We start from the raw sequence: 15,372 nt of genomic DNA, 5'->3' as shown, positions 1-15,372 counted from the left end.
TTTAGCACTTAGTATACGCTGAAAATCCCCGACTAGCATTGAATTTGCAGCGTAGTGGAAAAAGCGATAGAATGTCCCTCGCGCCTGGCGGTCGGATATCGTCGGGAATTGCTTGAAAGGACTTAACTCTCATGCGCGAAGGAATCCACCCGGACTACCGCCTCGTCGTTTTTAAAGATGCTTCCAGCGACTTTTCTTTCCTAGCAGGTTCGACCCTCAAGACTGAGCGAACCACCACATGGACAGATGGCAAAGAGTATCCCCTCTATGTCGCGGAAATTACCTCCGACACCCACCCCTTCTTTACCGGAAAGCAGAAGATTCTGGACAGCGAAGGCCGTGTCGAGAAGTTCCAGTCGAAGTTTGCAAAGTTCCTGAAGAAGTAGTCGTCGCAAACTATGTCAGATCTGTATGGGGGCCAGGCAGTCATCGAGGGCGTGATGATGCGTGGCCCCCATCACTTTGCCGTCGCCGCTCGCCGTGCCAATGGCGAGATCGCCCTCACCTGCGAGCCGGTGCCGAAGATCCTGCGCCCCGCCTGGCAGAAGATCCCCTTCCTGCGCGGTGGCTTCTCCCTCGTCGATGCCATGACCCTGGGCACCAAGTCGCTCTTCTGGGCTGCCAAGGTCGCCGAAGAGGACACACGCCCTGTACAAGAACTCGATGAGGCAGTTCCTGCAAGCGACGCAGTGCTCGTCGAAGGTGTCGTGCCCGTCAAGAAGTCCGTCGGGGTCAGTGACACGCTGATCGGGGGGGCGATGTTCACCGGGCTGATCTTTGCGGTCTTTCTCTTTAAGATCCTGCCGCAGTTTGGGATCGAGGCCCTCAAGAAAACCACCTCCCTCCATGGCTGGCAGCTGGGGATCGTGGATTTCCTGGTGCGCTTCTCCATCTTCACGATCTATATTCTCGCCATCGCACGGATGAACCATGTCTACCGCGTGTTCCAGTACCACGGCGCCGAGCACAAGGCGATCAATGCACTTGAGGCCGGCAAGGAGCTGACGGTCGCAAATGTCCGGGAGGCGAGCCGCCTGCACCCGCGCTGCGGGACCTCGTTTCTGGTGATCGTGATCTTTCTCTCGGTCCTAGCCGTCGCCTTCTTCTACGATCGTCCGCTCTGGCAGCGTATTCTCATCCAGCTCGCGATGGTCTTTCCGGTCGCAGGAGTTGCCTTTGAGCTCCTTCGCATTGCCGGGAAGTTTCGCCACAACCCGCTCATGGCGGCGCTCTCTCGCCCTGGGATGTGGACTCAGCTGCTCACGACACGCGAGCCCGACGACAGCCAGATCGAGGTCTCCATCGCATCGCTAAAGGCCGCGATGGCTGCGGAAAACAGCGCGATATAGAAATAAAGATAGAAACGCGCTGGAAACGCATTTCGGGTAGCATAGAGCTATGCCCGCTCTCTCCGAACGTATGGACTGGTCCCCCAAGCTCACGTATGTTATTGGTCACCAGCGCCCCGATACCGATGCTATCGCCTCCGCCCTAGGGTACGCCTGGTTTCTCTCGCACGACACCGATGAAAAGTACCAGGCGGCACGGGCAGGCCAGCCCTCGGAGCAGGCACGCTACGCTCTCCACCGCTACGAGCAAGAGGCCCCCCCCCTGCTCTCGGAGGCCTCGCCCACCTTTGGACATATCCTAGAGCGCACGCCGACCGTTGAGGCGCAGGCTCCCCTCACCGAGGCACTCGCTCAGCTCGCCTCGGGGGAGAGTGCGGTTCCCGTGCTCCAAGCGGGAGGCCGTGCCTGTGGGCTGGTCTCTCCCCTCGCGTTGGCGCGGGCACTTGCCACGGGTAACCTGGAGTCCCGCCTCTGTGGAGCACTCGCGGAGACCGTCCCACTGGTGCGCCAGCGCGACCGCCTCTCCGACCACAAGGCAACCCTGCTCCGCGCGGAGGCAAGCCGCTTTATTGTCCAAGACGATTCGGGACGCTACGTCGGGCTTGCGTCCCAGCAAGCGCTCCTGCACCCGCCCCGTGCGCGCCTGATCCTGGTCGACCACAACGAGCTGGGCCAGGCCGTGCCCGGTGCCGACGAAGCCGAGATCGTGGGGGTACTGGACCACCACCGCCTCGGGAACCCGCCCACTCCGGCCCCGATCCCCTTTGTGGTCGATCCTGTCGGGAGCACGTCCACGCTGGTGGCCGAGCAGTGCCGTGCCAAGCGCATCACCCCGCCGCGTGCCCTGGCGGGCATGCTTCTCTCCGGTATCCTCTCCGACACGCTGGTCTTCCGCTCCCCCACCAGCACCCCGCGAGACCAAGTCATGGCCGAGTGGCTCGGTGGCGTCGCCCGGGTCGATGTTGCTCTCTACGGCGAGGAGCTCCTGCGCGCCGCCCCCGGGCTCTCGTCGCGCACCGCCGAGGATATCGTCGACTCCGACCGCAAGACCTATGTCATGGCCCAGCAGCTTGTCAGTATCGGTCAGGTCGAGGTGAGCAGCCTCCTAGAGCTCCCGGAGCGCCAGGAAGAGCTCCTCGATGCCATGACCATCCGCCGGGTGCGTGAGGGCCACGCGATTGTCTGCCTGATGGTGACCAATGTGATCGACGGCACGAGCCACTTGCTGGTGGTCGGGGAGCGCACGATGGTGGATGTCCTGCCCTTTGCCCGCCTGAGCACCAATGAGTTTGATCTGGGGCACGTCGTCTCGCGTAAGAAACAGCTCGTCCCCGCGCTCCAAGCCAGCATCGAGCAGTAGTCCCCCCCGATCAGAACGGGGGGGCTGGAGAGCCTTCGGCTACAAAGGTCGTTCCGGCCATACGGGAGCTATCTCCTACCGTCCGGCGGTGCTGTACTTGACGTTTCGCAGGACCTTGAGCTGGTAGGTTGTCAGCCCGACGAGCACGAGGCCCATCATCCAGGCGGCGGCGGTGGCGTAGCCGAACTTGAGGTACATGAAGGCGTTGTACCAGATCTCCAGCCCGATGGTGTGGGTGGCATAGTCGGGGCCACCGGCGGTCTGGACCAGCACGGGCTCCATGATCTTGAAGGCACCAATAGTCGCACCCACCAGGTTGATGAGGATCAGCGGCGAGAGGGTCGGGAGGGTGATGCGCCAGATCTTGGTGAGCACGCCCGCGCCGTCTAAGTCCGCCGCCTCGTACATCTCATCGGGGATGCCTTGCAGAGCGGCCAGATAGATAATGCTCCCCGGCCCCGCCCCCGCCCAGATCAGTGGCAGCACGACCGCGAACTTGGCCTGCGCCGGGTCTTGGAGCCACTTCTGGGGCTCGACATGGAAGAGCGCCAGCAGCGAGTTGGCAAAGCCTTGTGGGCTGGCATCGAAGAACTGCTTCCAGAGCATCGCCACCACGACACTGGTCGTGACCGCAGGTAGGTAGTAGAGCATCCGGTAGACCACCTTGCCCTTGGGAATCTCATTAAGCATGAGGGCGAGGATAATCGGCAGGAAAAAGCCCAGCCCGAGCAGCCAGCCCGTGAAGGCGAAGGCGTTGTAGAACCCTTTCCAGAAGGTCTCCTGGGTCGCGGCCTCGATAAAGTTATCCAGCCCGATCCACTTGGAGTCGCCCAAGATGCGGAAGTCCTGGAAGGCCATGACCATGCCACGCAGGAGCGGCAGGTAGGCCCAGATCGCAACCGAGAGCAGTGCCGGCAGCATGAAGGCCCACGCCGCTAGGTGCGTGCGGAGGGAGAGCTTCCCCCCCGGCGCGGCCCCGAGCTTGCGTGCCTGCCATGCCTGCACCAGCGCCCGCCCCAGCAGCGCGACCAGCCCCGCCAGGATCACGCCCGCGATCCCATTGGCGACCTTGCGCCGCGATGCCACGATGGCAGGGTCGGCGTAGTTGAGGAGCTTGGCGTTGACCTTTTGCTCCGCCGCGCTCAGAATCTCCTTCACCGAGCGGTCGGGGTAGAGCGTGACCTGATCCAGCGGCTCGTCCAGGAGCTTGTAGATAAAGGCCATGTTCGGTCCCGCGGGCTCGGGCTTCCCCGAGGCAAAGAGCGCTTCCTGGGACTCCAGCCAGGGCCGCGCCGACGCCGTGATGAACTCGTCGTAGCCCCACTTCTTGAGCTCCTTGGGGTTGACAAGCTGCCCCAGCCCGTTCTCCACGTAGGCCTGGACCCGGATCTGGCTCGCCTCCTCGCTGGCCATGAAGTTCACAAAGTCGTAGCACGCCTGGAGCTTGCGCTCGTCCCTCACCGACGCGTTGATGCCCCACATCGATGCGTTGAGCTCGTTGCCGCGCAAGCCCGTCGGGCCTTGGGGGAGCGGTGCGATTCCCAGCAGCGATGGGTTCAGGTCGAACGAGTTCATGTTGGTCAGGTCGTCGCTCTGGTAGCTGAACCACATCGCCAGCTTCCCCGCCGAGATGTCCTGCGAGCGGGTCGTGGACTTGGTGCTCACTCCCTTGAGGGTCTTGCCGGTCTTGGGATCGGTCCAGGGCGCGGTCATGAGCTTGCGGTAGAACTCCAGTGCCTGCGCTCCCGCCTCGGAGTTGAACGCGGCGGTGTACTGCCCCTGTTCGTTCTGCTTGGTGACATCGCCGCCCGCCGCATACAAGAAGTTGATCCAGTACCAGCTTCCGTCCGACGGCGGAAAGGTAAAGCCCCACTGGCCTTTTTTCTCATCGTAGAGCTTCTGGCAGTAGGTGTAGAACTCGTCCCAGGTCTGCGGCGGTCGGTCAGGGTCGAGGCCCGCCTCCCGAAAGAGGTCCTTGCGGTAGTAGAGCGCCTGCACAAACTGGGCATAGGGCACGGAGTAGACATGCCCCTCTACCGTCAGCTCTTTCTTGAGGTTGGGGTGCACCCGCTTGAGGGTCTCGGGGTACTTGGTCAGCAGGCCATCCAGCGGCTGCAAAAAACCCTGCCCGATGTACTGGCGCATGAGCCGCATGTTGACGTAGACGATATCCGGGGCGGTCCCACCTGCGTAGGCCATGAGAATCCCGGACTCCGCCGCGGGCCCTTGGATGCTCAGCGATGTGAACCGCTCCAGCTTGATCTCCGGGTGTTTCTTGGTAAAGGCCTCAAAGACCGTGCGCCGCGCCCGGTCAAAGGGTGCCGTGGAGTTGGGGTCGGGGATGCCCCAGGTCGAGTACGCCCCCCCGACCTTGATCACAATCGGCTCCGTCTGCGCCCGCACGACACTCGCCCAGACCAGCACTAGCAAACACCAGAGAATCCGCATGCCCTATTGTACCTGCCTCTTGCCCTTGCCTCCCTGTGCCTCATGAACGAGGCGGGCCCGCTTCGCTTCTGGCGTGCCGCCACAAAGTCGCTCCGCGACATCAATGTTTCATTTGTTTAGGTTGGTAGATCGTCTTCGGTGGATTGCTCCCAGGCGGCTCGTGTTGTTCTTTCCATGTGATGCTCTTTTTGGCGCTCGACATATTGGATTGCATTGTGTCGGTGGGCGCGGCTCAACGAGAAGACGGCGTAGCCATCTGCCCACTGGAAGAACTGATCTGGCCCAGCGAGACTTCGGGCGAGTGATGACGAAGCCCCCTTCATCTGCTTCATTAGGTTTGAGATGCTAGTGGTAACGGAAAGATAGAGCACGACGTGCACATGGTCGGGCATCCCATTAATCGCCAAGACATGGCAACCAAGCTTCTCTGCTTCCCCGCTGATACTCCTATAGATCGCCCGCTCAAGCTCTGAGGTCACGAGTGGTCTCCGCTGCACCGTTGTCCAAATCACATGAAGCCCAACCGAAACCCGATTTCTCCCCCAGCGTGAGCGCCGCACGACTTGTCTGTTTCCCTTCATGCCCCTATAACGGCTGACACCTACCAAATCTGATAAAAATTAAAAAAATATTTCTTCCCCCTCCCATGTCGCGGAGCGACTTTGTGGCGGCACGCCAGAAGCGAAGCTGGCCCGTGTCTTCTATGACACACGGTACAATAGGCGCATGCAAAATCCTAAACTCAAAAATCCGGCGGCACTCAAGGAGAAGGCACCGGCTAAGTTCAAAGTACGGTTCGAGACCACCAAGGGAGTCTTCGTGGTCGAGGCTACCCGTGAGCTCTCCCCCAACGGAGTCGATCGCTTCTACAACCTGGTGACGAATGGGTTCTTCGACGGGATCAAGTTCTTCCGTGTCGTACGCGGCTTTGTGGTCCAGTTCGGCATCCATGGTGATCCGTCGCTGGCGACCAAATGGCTGGAGAGCAATATCCCCGATGATGCCGTGAAGGCGAGCAACAAGCGTGGCTTCCTCACCTACGCCAAGTCCAGCGCCCCCAACTCCCGCTCCACCCAGTTCTTTATCAACCTCAAGGATAATGTTAACCTCGACAGTATGGGCTTCTCTCCCTTTGCCAAGGTCGTTTCGGGCATGGATGTCGTTGATAAGCTCTACGACGAGTACGGTGAGAGCCTGACGCAGCTTCAGGGGCAGATCGCGGCGGAGGGCAATAAGTTTCTGGAGAAGAACTTCCCCAAGCTCGATGCCATCAAGACCGCAAAGCTGATCAAGTAGTTGAGCCTCCTGCGCCTGCATGGGGTCACCGTGCGCTACGACACTCGGCAGGTCCTGCGGGAGGTCTACTTCAAGCTGGCAAAAGGGGAGCGAGTTGGACTGATCGGGCAGAATGGGACGGGGAAAACCACGCTCCTTCGGCTCTTTCTAGGCGAGCTCGCTCCCAGCGAGGGCCGGGTCGAGCAAGAGCCCGGCCTCAAGGTGGGCTACTTCTCTCAGTTCTCCCAGCTCGACAGCACCCTGAGCGTGGAAGAGGTACTTGGCGAGGTTCTGGCCGAGCCACGTCAGATCGAGGCAGAGCTAGAGGCAATTGGCAGCCAGTTCGCCGACGACGGTGCCGACCTAGAGGCGCTGTTGGAGAAACAGGCGGCGCTTCTGGAGCGCATGGAGCTCCTCGACGGCTGGAACTGGCGGGTGGAGATCGACACCGTTCTGGGCAAGCTGGGCTTCAACGACGAGCACCGTTCGCGGCCCATCGCGCAGCTCTCCGGGGGGTGGCGCAACCGTGCGGCGCTGGCGAAGATTCTGCTGGAGTCCCCTGATGCGTTGCTTCTGGACGAGCCGACCAACTACCTCGATGTCGAGGGAGTCGCCTGGCTGGAGGAGTGGCTCCGGGGCTTTCCCGGCGCGGTTCTCTTGGTCTCCCACGACCGGCAGTTCTTGGACCGGGTTGTCACCCGCATTGTCGAGCTGGAGAACTACCGCCTCAGCGACTACGCCGGCAACTACACAGACTACATCCGTGAGAAGCCCTTCCGCCTCAAGACCAGCGAGCGGCAGTTTCTGCATGAGGAAGAGCTGCTTTTATTGGAGGCCGAGGCGCTAAAAGACCACAAGGAGCGCCGCGAGCGCAAGCTGGCAGACCTCAAGAAGCGGGTCACACCCCGCCCCGCGCAAGTGCTGATCACCGAGATCTACGAGGGGCTACACGTAAGAGATAACCTCCTCCGGGTCGAAGACCTGTGTAAGGCCTATGGGGACCAGACTCTCTTTACCAACCTGACCTTCGAGCTCCACGGCAACGAGCGCCTCGCGATTGTCGGGCGCAATGGGAGCGGCAAGTCCACGCTTCTGCGGCTACTGACGGGCGAGGAAGCGCCGGACTCCGGGATTGTGCGCTGGGAGGGCGGCGTCAAGGCGGTGCACTTCAACCAGCTCCTCGAGAACTTGGAGCCCAAGGACACGCTCTCGCACGCCGTGAACACGTTTGGGCTGGCCTTTCACGCCCCGCGCAAGCATGTCCATAAGTTTTTAGAGATGCTGCGCTTCTCCGAGATGGACTTGCAGCAGCGCCTCGGGACGCTCTCCGGTGGGCAGAAGTCGCGGGTCGCACTGGCGCAGTGCCTCCTCTCCGGCTCTCCCGTGATTATCCTCGACGAGCCCACCAACCACCTCGACATGCCCAGCATCCAGGTGATGGAGCAGGCCCTCACCCACTTCCCCGGCGCGGTCTTAGTGGTCAGCCACGATAGATTCTTTTTGGACAAAGTCGCCACCCGAAGGCTGATTTTTGAGGGCGAGGGCAAGGTGCGCGACGAGAGCGCCTAGAGCTGCTCCAAGAGGCGAACTCCTGGCGTCTCCAGTTGTGCCTTCGCGGCGGCATTCACCAGCCTGTTGCCGTCGTGGGAGAGAAGCTCCAGCAAATCTGGTGGTGTGAGTGGGTTCAGTGCAAGCCCCAGCCGTCGCCGCCAGTTCACTGCCTTTACGAGATTTTTATGGTCGCCCTGTACGGAGGGTGAGTTAGCCAGCGCAAGTACACAGGAAAGTTGGGTTATATCGCCCGAACAGTGTCGAACTGCCACAAGCTCGCGGTGAACCAGAGAAGAGGCATCAGGCAGCACTTCGAACCGCTTTGCCAGCCAATAAACACTATTCCCTGCTTTAAGGAGCATCAGTAAGGCATCGGGTGGTGTAGAAGGGTTGTTTGCGAGATCGTGAGTGAGCCCACTGTGAAACCGTGCCGTGAGTTCTGCAAGTCGGCGTAGCACTGCCGGTTTAGTTTTGCGGTTACAAGCGATCTCACGAAAGTACATCCAACGGCCCATTCCTAGTGCATAGTAGGGCCGACGATCTGACTTCTCAGGCCAGAGATCGCTCCTGAGTTCACGCTCCTCTTCTTCAGTAAGCGGTTCCTCTTCGCGGTCTACTGGGAGGGCATCCCCAGGTAAATCAGGGAGAGACATGGGCTCTCCTAATCCGAAATGCTCCGCGATGCTTTGCGGCACCAGTCCGACATCGTGCAGAGCTTTCAGGCTCTTGTCATCTTTTGCCTTGGGCATCTCGATAAGCTCTGTCCGCAGAACATCGGGCAGCTCATCGCGGGAGATATATCCTGCGTAGGAAACATGGCGCTTGGCAGCTTCGGAGACGAGGGGCCAGTTTTTCCCCAGCATCAGCTCGACGAACAGACGGGGGCAGTGTTCTCGCTTCAGCCAGGCAAGCATGTCGCTAGGAGGCACGAGCTTCACCAAATGAGGTGCCTCCAGCTTGAGTAACGGAAAAACAGGGTTCTCACACACAGTATCGGGGTACTTTCCTAGTGCCCGCCCTGCCAGCTTTGGAGTGAGGTTCGGATGCGCGGCGATGCGGCGGCGAATCTCGTGGGAGCCGTGGTAGCCCGGCTTCTGCTGGGGGTAGGGAAACCCAAACCAGAGCCGCTCCAGCCGCTCAGGTAGAGTGGCGGGATTGCTTACCTCGGCCAAGAGGTCTTCTGCAGTCATTCGTCGGGCGTGACGTCGGCGGGTGGGAATATCTCGGAAAGCACAATGGTGTGCTCCGGGGCAGCTTCGGGGGAGATCGTCTCGTTCTCGTTGTAGGTGACGATGCTCTGGTAGTCCTCCCCGACCGGCCTGCGGTGGACGATCACCGTGCGTCCGGTAAGATTGACGACCCAGTACTCGGGAACCCCTGCCGTGGCGTAGAGCCGTGCTTTTTGGCCTTTATCCCGCCAGAGCGTGCTATCAGAGACCTCCACGACCAGACGAAACTCACTGCCGGGGGGAATGCCCGTCTTGAGGTACTCACGGCGCGGCTTGATCGTCACGGAGACATCGGGCTCAGGCTCGCTGGTTTCACTGGCGGCCAGGGAGCTTGGGACTCGAACATAGGCACTTCCAAAGATATTCGCAAGTAAAAAAACAAGCTCGGAGTTGACAAAGGTGTAGGGTTCATTGGGCATGATTTTAACGATCTCCCCTTCCAAAAGTTCGTAGCGGCCATTTTCAAGCAGCCCCGCTTGGGCAATGGCGTGGAAGGCCGACCGGTTCCAGATCACGCGGCCCGTCTGTGGATCAGCGTCCAGAAGTGCGGCAGATGGTGTGCTAGGAAGAGGAAGAGGAGATGCAGACATATGCGTTTACCTTTGTCACTATTCTATCCCCGACTCACCTGGAAATCCGTATCTACCAGTCGTGGACCGAGCCATCGGCGCGGCGGCAGACGGGCAGGTAGTTGCGCTGGTAGGGGTATTTCTTAGCCGCCTCCTCGTTGATGTCGCAGCCGAGGCCGGGAGCTTCGGAGGGCCAGAGCTTGCCGTCGCGACACTCCGGGGCACCGGGGAAGACCTCGTGGACGATCTCCGGGAAGTAGACCATCTCTTGAACGCCGAAGTTGGGGATCGAGACATCGACATGGACATTGGCGCAGTGGGTCGCAGGGCTGATATCGCCGGGGCCGTGCCAGGCGGTCTGGATCTGGTAGGGCTCGGCCAGGATCGCGATCTTCTTGGCCTCGGTGATCCCCCCGATATGCCCAATGTCGCAGCGGATAAAGTCGATCAGCTGCTCGGTGAAGAGCGGCAGGCACTCGTACTTGGTGTGGAAGAGCTCGCCCATGGCAAGAGGCGTGGTCGAGGCATTGCGGACCAGGCGAAAGCTCTCTTTATGCTCCGGGCGCAGGGCATCTTCGAGGAAGAAGAGGTGGTAGGGCTCTAGCTCCTTGGCGAGACGGGCCGCCTGTACCGGGTTCAGGCGCTCGTGGACATCGTGGAGGAGATTGAGCTCATCGCCAAGCTTGTCTCTGAGATAGGCGAACATCTTGGGGACGACTCTCAGATAGCTCGCCGGCTCCCAGTTCCCCTCCACATGGGGCATCGGGCCACCGTCGCCGCTGCCTTTTCCGAGCCAGCTCGCGCTCGCCGCCTCTGCCGCGCCGCCCATGCCGTAGGTCGAGGTCGCGCCGGGAACGGGGCACTGGACTCGGATATGCTGGAAGCCCTTCGCCATCGCCGCCCGCACCGAGTCCTCCAGCTCCTCGTTGGTGTGGCCGCCACAGTGCGTGTAGGCCCAGGCACCGTCGCGGGTCTTGCCCCCCAGGAGCGAGTACACGGGAAGTCCGGCGCGCTTGCCCTTGATATCCCAGAGCGCGATATCGATCCCGGCGAGCGCGGTCATCAGCACGGGACCGCCGCGCCAGTAGGTCCCCCGGAAGAGCATCTGCCAGATATCCTCGATCTGGTCGGGGTCTCGGCCGATCAGCAGGGGCGCGAGGTGCTCCTGCAGCGCAGCGGCAACGGCGAGCTCACGGCCATTGAGCGTGGCGTCCCCCACTCCATACAGACCCGGCTCATCGGTGAGAATCTTTACAGCGACGTAGTTTCGTCCGGGGCACGTCACGATCACCCGGACATCGGTGATTTTCATGCCAACAGCTTCACCATGAAAAACAAAAACCCCTCCTACGCACTGCGCAGGAGGGGAGATTTCTCTTTTAGGAGCCGCCACCGCCCAGGCCAAGCCGGGGATCGGGCTTGTACTTGGGATCGTTGGGGTTATCCGGCTTCACAATCACCGGGGGAGCGTCCCCGGGACTTGAGCCACTGAACTTCCAGATCAGCAACCCAATGATTGCGACCACCACTACCCCCGCGACCACGAGCATCAGAGGGCTTACTTTTTCTTTCATGTGCTCGTCCTATGGATCGGGGATGCAGGTGTCGGAAATATTGAACTTCACGTGCGCATCGTTCATATCCATGTAAGGATTGAGCCAGAGCGACGAGTCCTTGCAGTTAATGGTCGCATTGGGCTTCCACAGAAGTGCAGTGCCCTTGTACCACTTGGCATGTCCGTCAAAGAAGGTCAGGTTGGTGCCTTCGTTGTGCTTTGCCGCAATACTTCCCGCTGAGGTCGCGGTGTAGGGAACATTCAGACCGGTATTTCCCATGAGATAGCCACGGAAACCGCCTGCGATATCCCCCGACGGCGAGTCGGCGAACATGACGTTCTTAGACGGCACCTGGATCTGAGGGATCGTCGGCAGGATCATGTCCCCACAGCCGTCTGCGGTAGCGTAGTACCAGCCGCTAATGGTCTGGTTGTAGCCCACCGAGAGCCGCCCACGGTTGTTGGTAGAAGGGATTGTCGCGTTCCACTGTGTCCACTGGTCACAGTAGTTCGTATTACTGGCAGAGTTACAGACAAAGATGCCTTGATTTTTGATGTAGGGCTGGAGAGTATCGGTCCAGAGCTTCTGGGTAGGACCCGTAGGACCGGTACTAGGACAGGCCTGGTAGCGAGGCAGCACTTTTTCGTCGTAGTCCTGAAGATACATCATCAGGCCAAGACCAAGTTGCTTCGCATTGGAGAGACAAGCGACCGCGCGGGCTTTCTCACGAGCCTGCGCAAACACGGGGAAGAGAATCGCCGCGAGAATGGCGATAATAGCAATCACAACCAAGAGTTCGATCAGCGTGAACGCGGACCGTTTTTGATGATGAGACATTTTCTGACACCTCGTAAAGGTTTATGATGAAACAACCAGTGTCCGACGGTGCGATCCCGATTTCATTATTTTTTAATACTTGACTCTTACTTAGACGATACTTTAACCCACCCTAAGGCATACGTCAAGCACTTCTCCTATTTTTTTCTTAGAAAAATCAGACTCAAGCGATCCGGTGTGGAGCCTGCCCGCTCCAGCACGGAAAGACGCTCCCCCCCCAGGTAGTCGAAGGCCACCTCACGTGCGCTATCGACCTGTAGGACCAGCCGCGTCGCCTGCGTCTTGGAGCCGCGAATCGCCTCGCGGAGGGCTTGGTTGCTAAAGGGTTTTCCGTTGAGCAGTGTCAGCTGATTGCCCACGACCAGCCCTGCCTGGGCAGCAAACGAGCTGGGCTCGACCCGTGTGATGCGGGCACCGGCGAGGCGAAAGCCCAGGGAGAAGCGGAAGTCGGTGAGGGTCTCTTGCTCGCGGCGGGGCTCGCTCAGCTCCCCGAGGTGCTCAGGCCAGCCCGCCAGCTCTAGCCCCGTGCGCGGTGCCTGCGGCTCCAGGGAATCAAAGCGCTGGTGGAGCCAGGCCGTCCAGTCGACACCGGGGAGCGTGGCGGTAAGCGTCGCCGCCAGCTCGGCCTCGGTGTAGGGACGCACCTCGGGGCCGCGGTTCACCCCACCGAAGAAGCGCCGGCAGAAATCGTCCAGCGAGAGTTTTTCGTTGCTCTTCTGCCGGATCAGGGCATCGGCCTCCAGCCAGTGGAGCATGCTCTCGTAGTAGATATCGTTGGAGAGGCGCAGGCGCGTGCTATCGCCCTTGTTGGTGATCAGCGGAAAGGCGAGCGCCGCATCGCGCAGTGACTGCCAGGTCCGTGCCCCGCGGCCGTCCAGCGAGACCAGGGTCTGCCGCAGGTGCTCTCGCTCGGCCTCGAAGGGATAGAAGCCACAGCGGGTCATCAGCACCTCCCCCAGGTACTCCGTCATCCCCTCGTAGACCCAGAGCAGGTCCGTGGAGAGCGGCTGGTTGAAGGTCTTCCCGGCGAGCCCGTACGGACGGCGGTGCTTGCCGTTCCAGCTATGGACATACTCATGCGGCAGGAGGTTGGCGTTCCACTGCCCCGGTGTGCCTGAGCCATCGCCCAGAGCATTGGGCCGGAGGACATTGACAGTCGACTCATGGTGCTCCAGCCCGTACTGCGGCAGCCCACTGGTCAGCGCGAGCAGGAACGTGAACTTGTCGTAGTGACGTGCCCCAAAGAGCGCGGCGCTCTCGGTGACCAGCTTCTGCATGCAGGCCAGCACATGGGCATTGGGAGTCGCGACCTCGTCGGTGTCGGCCACCACCGCGAGCGTGTGCGGGACGCCATCGGGGCTCGGGAGCTCGAAGCGCTTGAGGTGCTCCCCCGCAAAGATCGGCGAGTCCATCAGGCGCTCTAGGGAGACGGTCGGGGTTGTCGGCAGCGAGGTCGCTTTTTGCCAGCGCTCCGGTAGCAGGACCGTGGGAGCAAATGCAGTCTTGGTGAGCGCCGAACCACGCGGGGCGAGGAGCAAGGCGCTTGGGTTGATGACCGCGAGCGTCCCAGTTGCCGCGACCCCATAGGCGATCTCGTCCGAGTCGTTGGGCCGCGGGAGGTAGTCAAAGTGCGCCTCCAGCTCCTTCACCCCGGCAGGCACGGTGAGCTGAAAGCCGTAGGCATCGTAGCCATCGCGCCGCCACGCCACCGGCTTTCCATTCGCGGCGAACCCGAGCCGCACCAGGTTCTGCACCGGCCCGACCGGCTCGTGCATCCCCGGAATCCACTTCGGGTACTCCAGGGTCAGCGGCCCCGGCGTCACGGGAAAGCGCAGGGTCACGTGAACCACCTGCTTGCTGACCTCGCGGGCATCGATAGTCAGGCGAATGGCCGGGGGTGCCGGCGCGAGCAGAGCGGGGGCAAGGAGGGCAGGGAAAACCATGCCACATCTTACAAAACAAAAGCCCCCCGTGCCAGGCACGGGGGGCCATTTCCAGCGCTCCGAGCTACATGCGGCGGTTCTTGGCGTTCTCTCCGCCTTGAGCCACCACCATCTCGGCCTGCATGAGCATGTTCTCCAGCTCCGTGCGGTTCATGGCGCGGGTGAGAGCCATCTCCTTGGTGATCGTCCCCTTCATGGTCATGTCGCGCAGACACATGTCCATGGTCTGCATCCCGATATTTCCCGAGGTCTGGATCATCGACGTGATCTGGTGGGCCTTGGCCTCACGGATGAGGTTGCGGATAGCGGGGGTGGCGATCATGATCTCCTGGCAGCAGACACGCCCACCGCCGATACGGGGCAGGAGCTGCTGGGTGAGAACGGCGATCAGGTTGTTGGAGAGCTGCAGACGAATCTGCTCCTGCTGGCCGGGTGGGAAGGAGTCGACGATACGGTCGACGGTGGATGCGGCGGAGTTGGTGTGGACGGTCGCAAAGACAAGGTGGCCGGTCTCTGCCGCGGAGACGGCAAGTGACATGGTCTCCAGGTCTCGCATCTCACCGACCAGGATCACGTCCGGGTCTTCTCGGAGTGCGGCGCGCAGGGCGTTGGCGAAGCTCTTGGTGTCCTGGCCCAGCTCGCGCTGGTTCACCACCGACATCTTATGGCTATGGAGGTACTCGATCGGGTCCTCGACCGTCAGGATGTGCTCCGAGCGGTGCATGTTGATGTCGTTGATCATCGCCGCCAGGGTGGTGGACTTCCCCGATCCCGTGGGACCGGTGACCAGCACCAGACCACGGGTGTTGTGGGCGATCTTCTCGACGATCGGCGGGAGCTTGAGGTCGTCGAGGGTCGGGATCTTGGTGGGGATGGTTCGGAAGGCAGCCGCCACCGTCCCTCGGTCGCGGTAGAGGTTCACACGGAAGCGGCAGGCGCGCCCCAGTGCGTAGGAGAAGTCGAGCTCCATGGTGGACTCAAACTTCTGAATCTGCTCGTCGGTCAGGATATCGTAGTTGATGCGCTGGCTGGTCTGCGGCGTAAAGGGCTCGTAGGGTGCCTGTAGCAGCTTACCGTCCACGCGAATCACCGGCGGCAAGCCCGAGGCGATGTGCAGGTCCGAGGCGCCCTTGGTCTCAAAGACAAGGTGCAACAGCTCGTCGATATGCGCATCTTCCAGCGAGCGCATGCGCCCGCCACCGGCCCCTACCAGTCGCTCTGGCTGGGGAACTTCGTCTGGTCCTGTGGTTGACAT

At 61.1% G+C, this 15,372-nt stretch carries 14 protein-coding genes; 5 read left to right on the top strand and 9 right to left on the bottom strand.

The genetic code is table 11. The annotated features are described in order from the left end of the window. Nucleotides 1–131 precede the first annotated feature (131 nt). Genes HNQ39_RS18805 through HNQ39_RS18795 form a run of 3 tightly spaced genes read left to right on the top strand, consistent with a single transcriptional unit; the run spans nt 132 to nt 2,709 of the window. Complete coding sequence (locus HNQ39_RS18805; protein ID WP_184200050.1) at nt 132–386, top strand: type B 50S ribosomal protein L31; 255 nt, start codon at nt 132–134, stop codon at nt 384–386. 12 nt (nt 387–398) lie between these two features. Beyond that, nucleotides 399–1,349, top strand: coding sequence for a DUF1385 domain-containing protein (locus HNQ39_RS18800; protein WP_184200047.1), 951 nt, complete (start codon nt 399–401; stop codon nt 1,347–1,349). Between the two features lie 49 nt (nt 1,350–1,398). Next, the gene (locus HNQ39_RS18795; protein ID WP_184200044.1) at nt 1,399–2,709 is read left to right on the top strand and encodes a DHHA2 domain-containing protein; all 1,311 of its coding nucleotides are present in this window, start codon (nt 1,399–1,401) and stop codon (nt 2,707–2,709) included. Nucleotides 2,710–2,784: 75 nt separating this feature from the next. On the opposite strand, the gene HNQ39_RS18790 is transcribed toward HNQ39_RS18795, so the two are convergent. Both HNQ39_RS18790 and tnpA read right to left on the bottom strand, forming a co-directional pair. Then, nucleotides 2,785–5,157 (bottom strand): extracellular solute-binding protein, encoded by a 2,373-nt coding sequence (locus HNQ39_RS18790; RefSeq protein ID WP_184200041.1) that lies wholly within the window; start codon nt 5,155–5,157, stop codon nt 2,785–2,787. 116 nt (nt 5,158–5,273) lie between these two features. Next, nucleotides 5,274–5,738 carry an IS200/IS605 family transposase gene (gene tnpA / locus HNQ39_RS18785; RefSeq protein ID WP_246385682.1) on the bottom strand — a complete coding sequence of 155 codons (465 nt, stop codon included), beginning with the start codon at nt 5,736–5,738 and terminating at the stop codon, nt 5,274–5,276. 145 nt (nt 5,739–5,883) lie between these two features. On the opposite strand from tnpA, the gene HNQ39_RS18780 reads away from it, so the two are divergent. Both HNQ39_RS18780 and HNQ39_RS18775 read left to right on the top strand, forming a co-directional pair. Then, a complete protein-coding gene (locus tag HNQ39_RS18780) occupies nt 5,884–6,453 on the top strand; it encodes a peptidylprolyl isomerase (RefSeq protein ID WP_184200035.1) in 570 nt (189 codons plus the stop codon). Next, entirely contained in the window at nt 6,454–8,001 is a 1,548-nt protein-coding gene (locus HNQ39_RS18775; RefSeq protein ID WP_184200032.1) for an ABC-F family ATP-binding cassette domain-containing protein, read from the top strand. On the opposite strand, the gene HNQ39_RS18770 is transcribed toward HNQ39_RS18775, so the two are convergent. From HNQ39_RS18770 to HNQ39_RS18740, 7 genes are all read right to left on the bottom strand, one after another. Next, nucleotides 7,998–9,173, bottom strand: a complete 1,176-nt coding sequence (locus HNQ39_RS18770; RefSeq protein ID WP_184200029.1) for a hypothetical protein — start codon at nt 9,171–9,173, stop codon at nt 7,998–8,000. The genes HNQ39_RS18775 and HNQ39_RS18770 overlap by 4 nt on opposite strands. Beyond that, complete coding sequence (locus tag HNQ39_RS18765) at nt 9,170–9,802, bottom strand: Uma2 family endonuclease (RefSeq protein ID WP_184200025.1); 633 nt, start codon at nt 9,800–9,802, stop codon at nt 9,170–9,172. The genes HNQ39_RS18770 and HNQ39_RS18765 overlap by 4 nt, the downstream gene beginning before the upstream one ends. Nucleotides 9,803–9,854: 52 nt before the next feature. After that, a complete protein-coding gene (locus tag HNQ39_RS18760) occupies nt 9,855–11,093 on the bottom strand; it encodes a D-galactonate dehydratase family protein (RefSeq protein ID WP_184200022.1) in 1,239 nt (412 codons plus the stop codon). A 67-nt stretch (nt 11,094–11,160) separates the two neighbouring features. Further along, nucleotides 11,161–11,355: a hypothetical protein gene (locus HNQ39_RS18755; RefSeq protein WP_184200019.1), complete on the bottom strand. Its 195-nt coding sequence runs from the start codon at nt 11,353–11,355 to the stop codon at nt 11,161–11,163. Nucleotides 11,356–11,364: 9 nt separating this feature from the next. Continuing rightward, nucleotides 11,365–12,174 carry a DUF1559 family PulG-like putative transporter gene (locus HNQ39_RS18750; RefSeq protein WP_184200016.1) on the bottom strand — a complete coding sequence of 270 codons (810 nt, stop codon included), beginning with the start codon at nt 12,172–12,174 and terminating at the stop codon, nt 11,365–11,367. A 137-nt stretch (nt 12,175–12,311) separates the two neighbouring features. Then, nucleotides 12,312–14,117, bottom strand: coding sequence for a M61 family metallopeptidase (locus HNQ39_RS18745; protein WP_184200014.1), 1,806 nt, complete (start codon nt 14,115–14,117; stop codon nt 12,312–12,314). Nucleotides 14,118–14,181: 64 nt separating this feature from the next. Continuing rightward, the gene (locus tag HNQ39_RS18740; RefSeq protein WP_281380285.1) at nt 14,182–15,372 is read right to left on the bottom strand and encodes a type IV pilus twitching motility protein PilT; all 1,191 of its coding nucleotides are present in this window, start codon (nt 15,370–15,372) and stop codon (nt 14,182–14,184) included.

It is taken from the genome of Armatimonas rosea (assembly GCF_014202505.1).
Lineage (GTDB): Bacteria > Armatimonadota > Armatimonadia > Armatimonadales > Armatimonadaceae > Armatimonas > Armatimonas rosea.
This window is presented reverse-complemented; position numbering and strand designations above follow the sequence as displayed.

Excerpts from the sequence above, each read along its gene's own strand:
- HNQ39_RS18805 (WP_184200050.1), top strand. The coding sequence starts at position 132 with ATGCGCGAAGGAATCCACCCGGACTACCGCCTCGTCGTTTTTAAAGAT.
- HNQ39_RS18800 (WP_184200047.1), top strand. The coding sequence starts at position 399 with ATGTCAGATCTGTATGGGGGCCAGGCAGTCATCGAGGGCGTGATGATG.
- HNQ39_RS18795 (WP_184200044.1), top strand. The coding sequence starts at position 1,399 with ATGCCCGCTCTCTCCGAACGTATGGACTGGTCCCCCAAGCTCACGTAT.
- HNQ39_RS18790 (WP_184200041.1), bottom strand. The coding sequence starts at position 5,157 with ATGCGGATTCTCTGGTGTTTGCTAGTGCTGGTCTGGGCGAGTGTCGTG.
- tnpA (WP_246385682.1), bottom strand. The coding sequence starts at position 5,738 with ATGAAGGGAAACAGACAAGTCGTGCGGCGCTCACGCTGGGGGAGAAAT.
- HNQ39_RS18780 (WP_184200035.1), top strand. The coding sequence starts at position 5,884 with ATGCAAAATCCTAAACTCAAAAATCCGGCGGCACTCAAGGAGAAGGCA.
- HNQ39_RS18770 (WP_184200029.1), bottom strand. The coding sequence starts at position 9,173 with ATGACTGCAGAAGACCTCTTGGCCGAGGTAAGCAATCCCGCCACTCTA.
- HNQ39_RS18765 (WP_184200025.1), bottom strand. The coding sequence starts at position 9,802 with ATGTCTGCATCTCCTCTTCCTCTTCCTAGCACACCATCTGCCGCACTT.
- HNQ39_RS18760 (WP_184200022.1), bottom strand. The coding sequence starts at position 11,093 with ATGAAAATCACCGATGTCCGGGTGATCGTGACGTGCCCCGGACGAAAC.
- HNQ39_RS18755 (WP_184200019.1), bottom strand. The coding sequence starts at position 11,355 with ATGAAAGAAAAAGTAAGCCCTCTGATGCTCGTGGTCGCGGGGGTAGTG.
- HNQ39_RS18750 (WP_184200016.1), bottom strand. The coding sequence starts at position 12,174 with ATGTCTCATCATCAAAAACGGTCCGCGTTCACGCTGATCGAACTCTTG.
- HNQ39_RS18745 (WP_184200014.1), bottom strand. The coding sequence starts at position 14,117 with ATGGTTTTCCCTGCCCTCCTTGCCCCCGCTCTGCTCGCGCCGGCACCC.
- HNQ39_RS18740 (WP_281380285.1), bottom strand. The coding sequence starts at position 15,372 with ATGTCAACCACAGGACCAGACGAAGTTCCCCAGCCAGAGCGACTGGTA.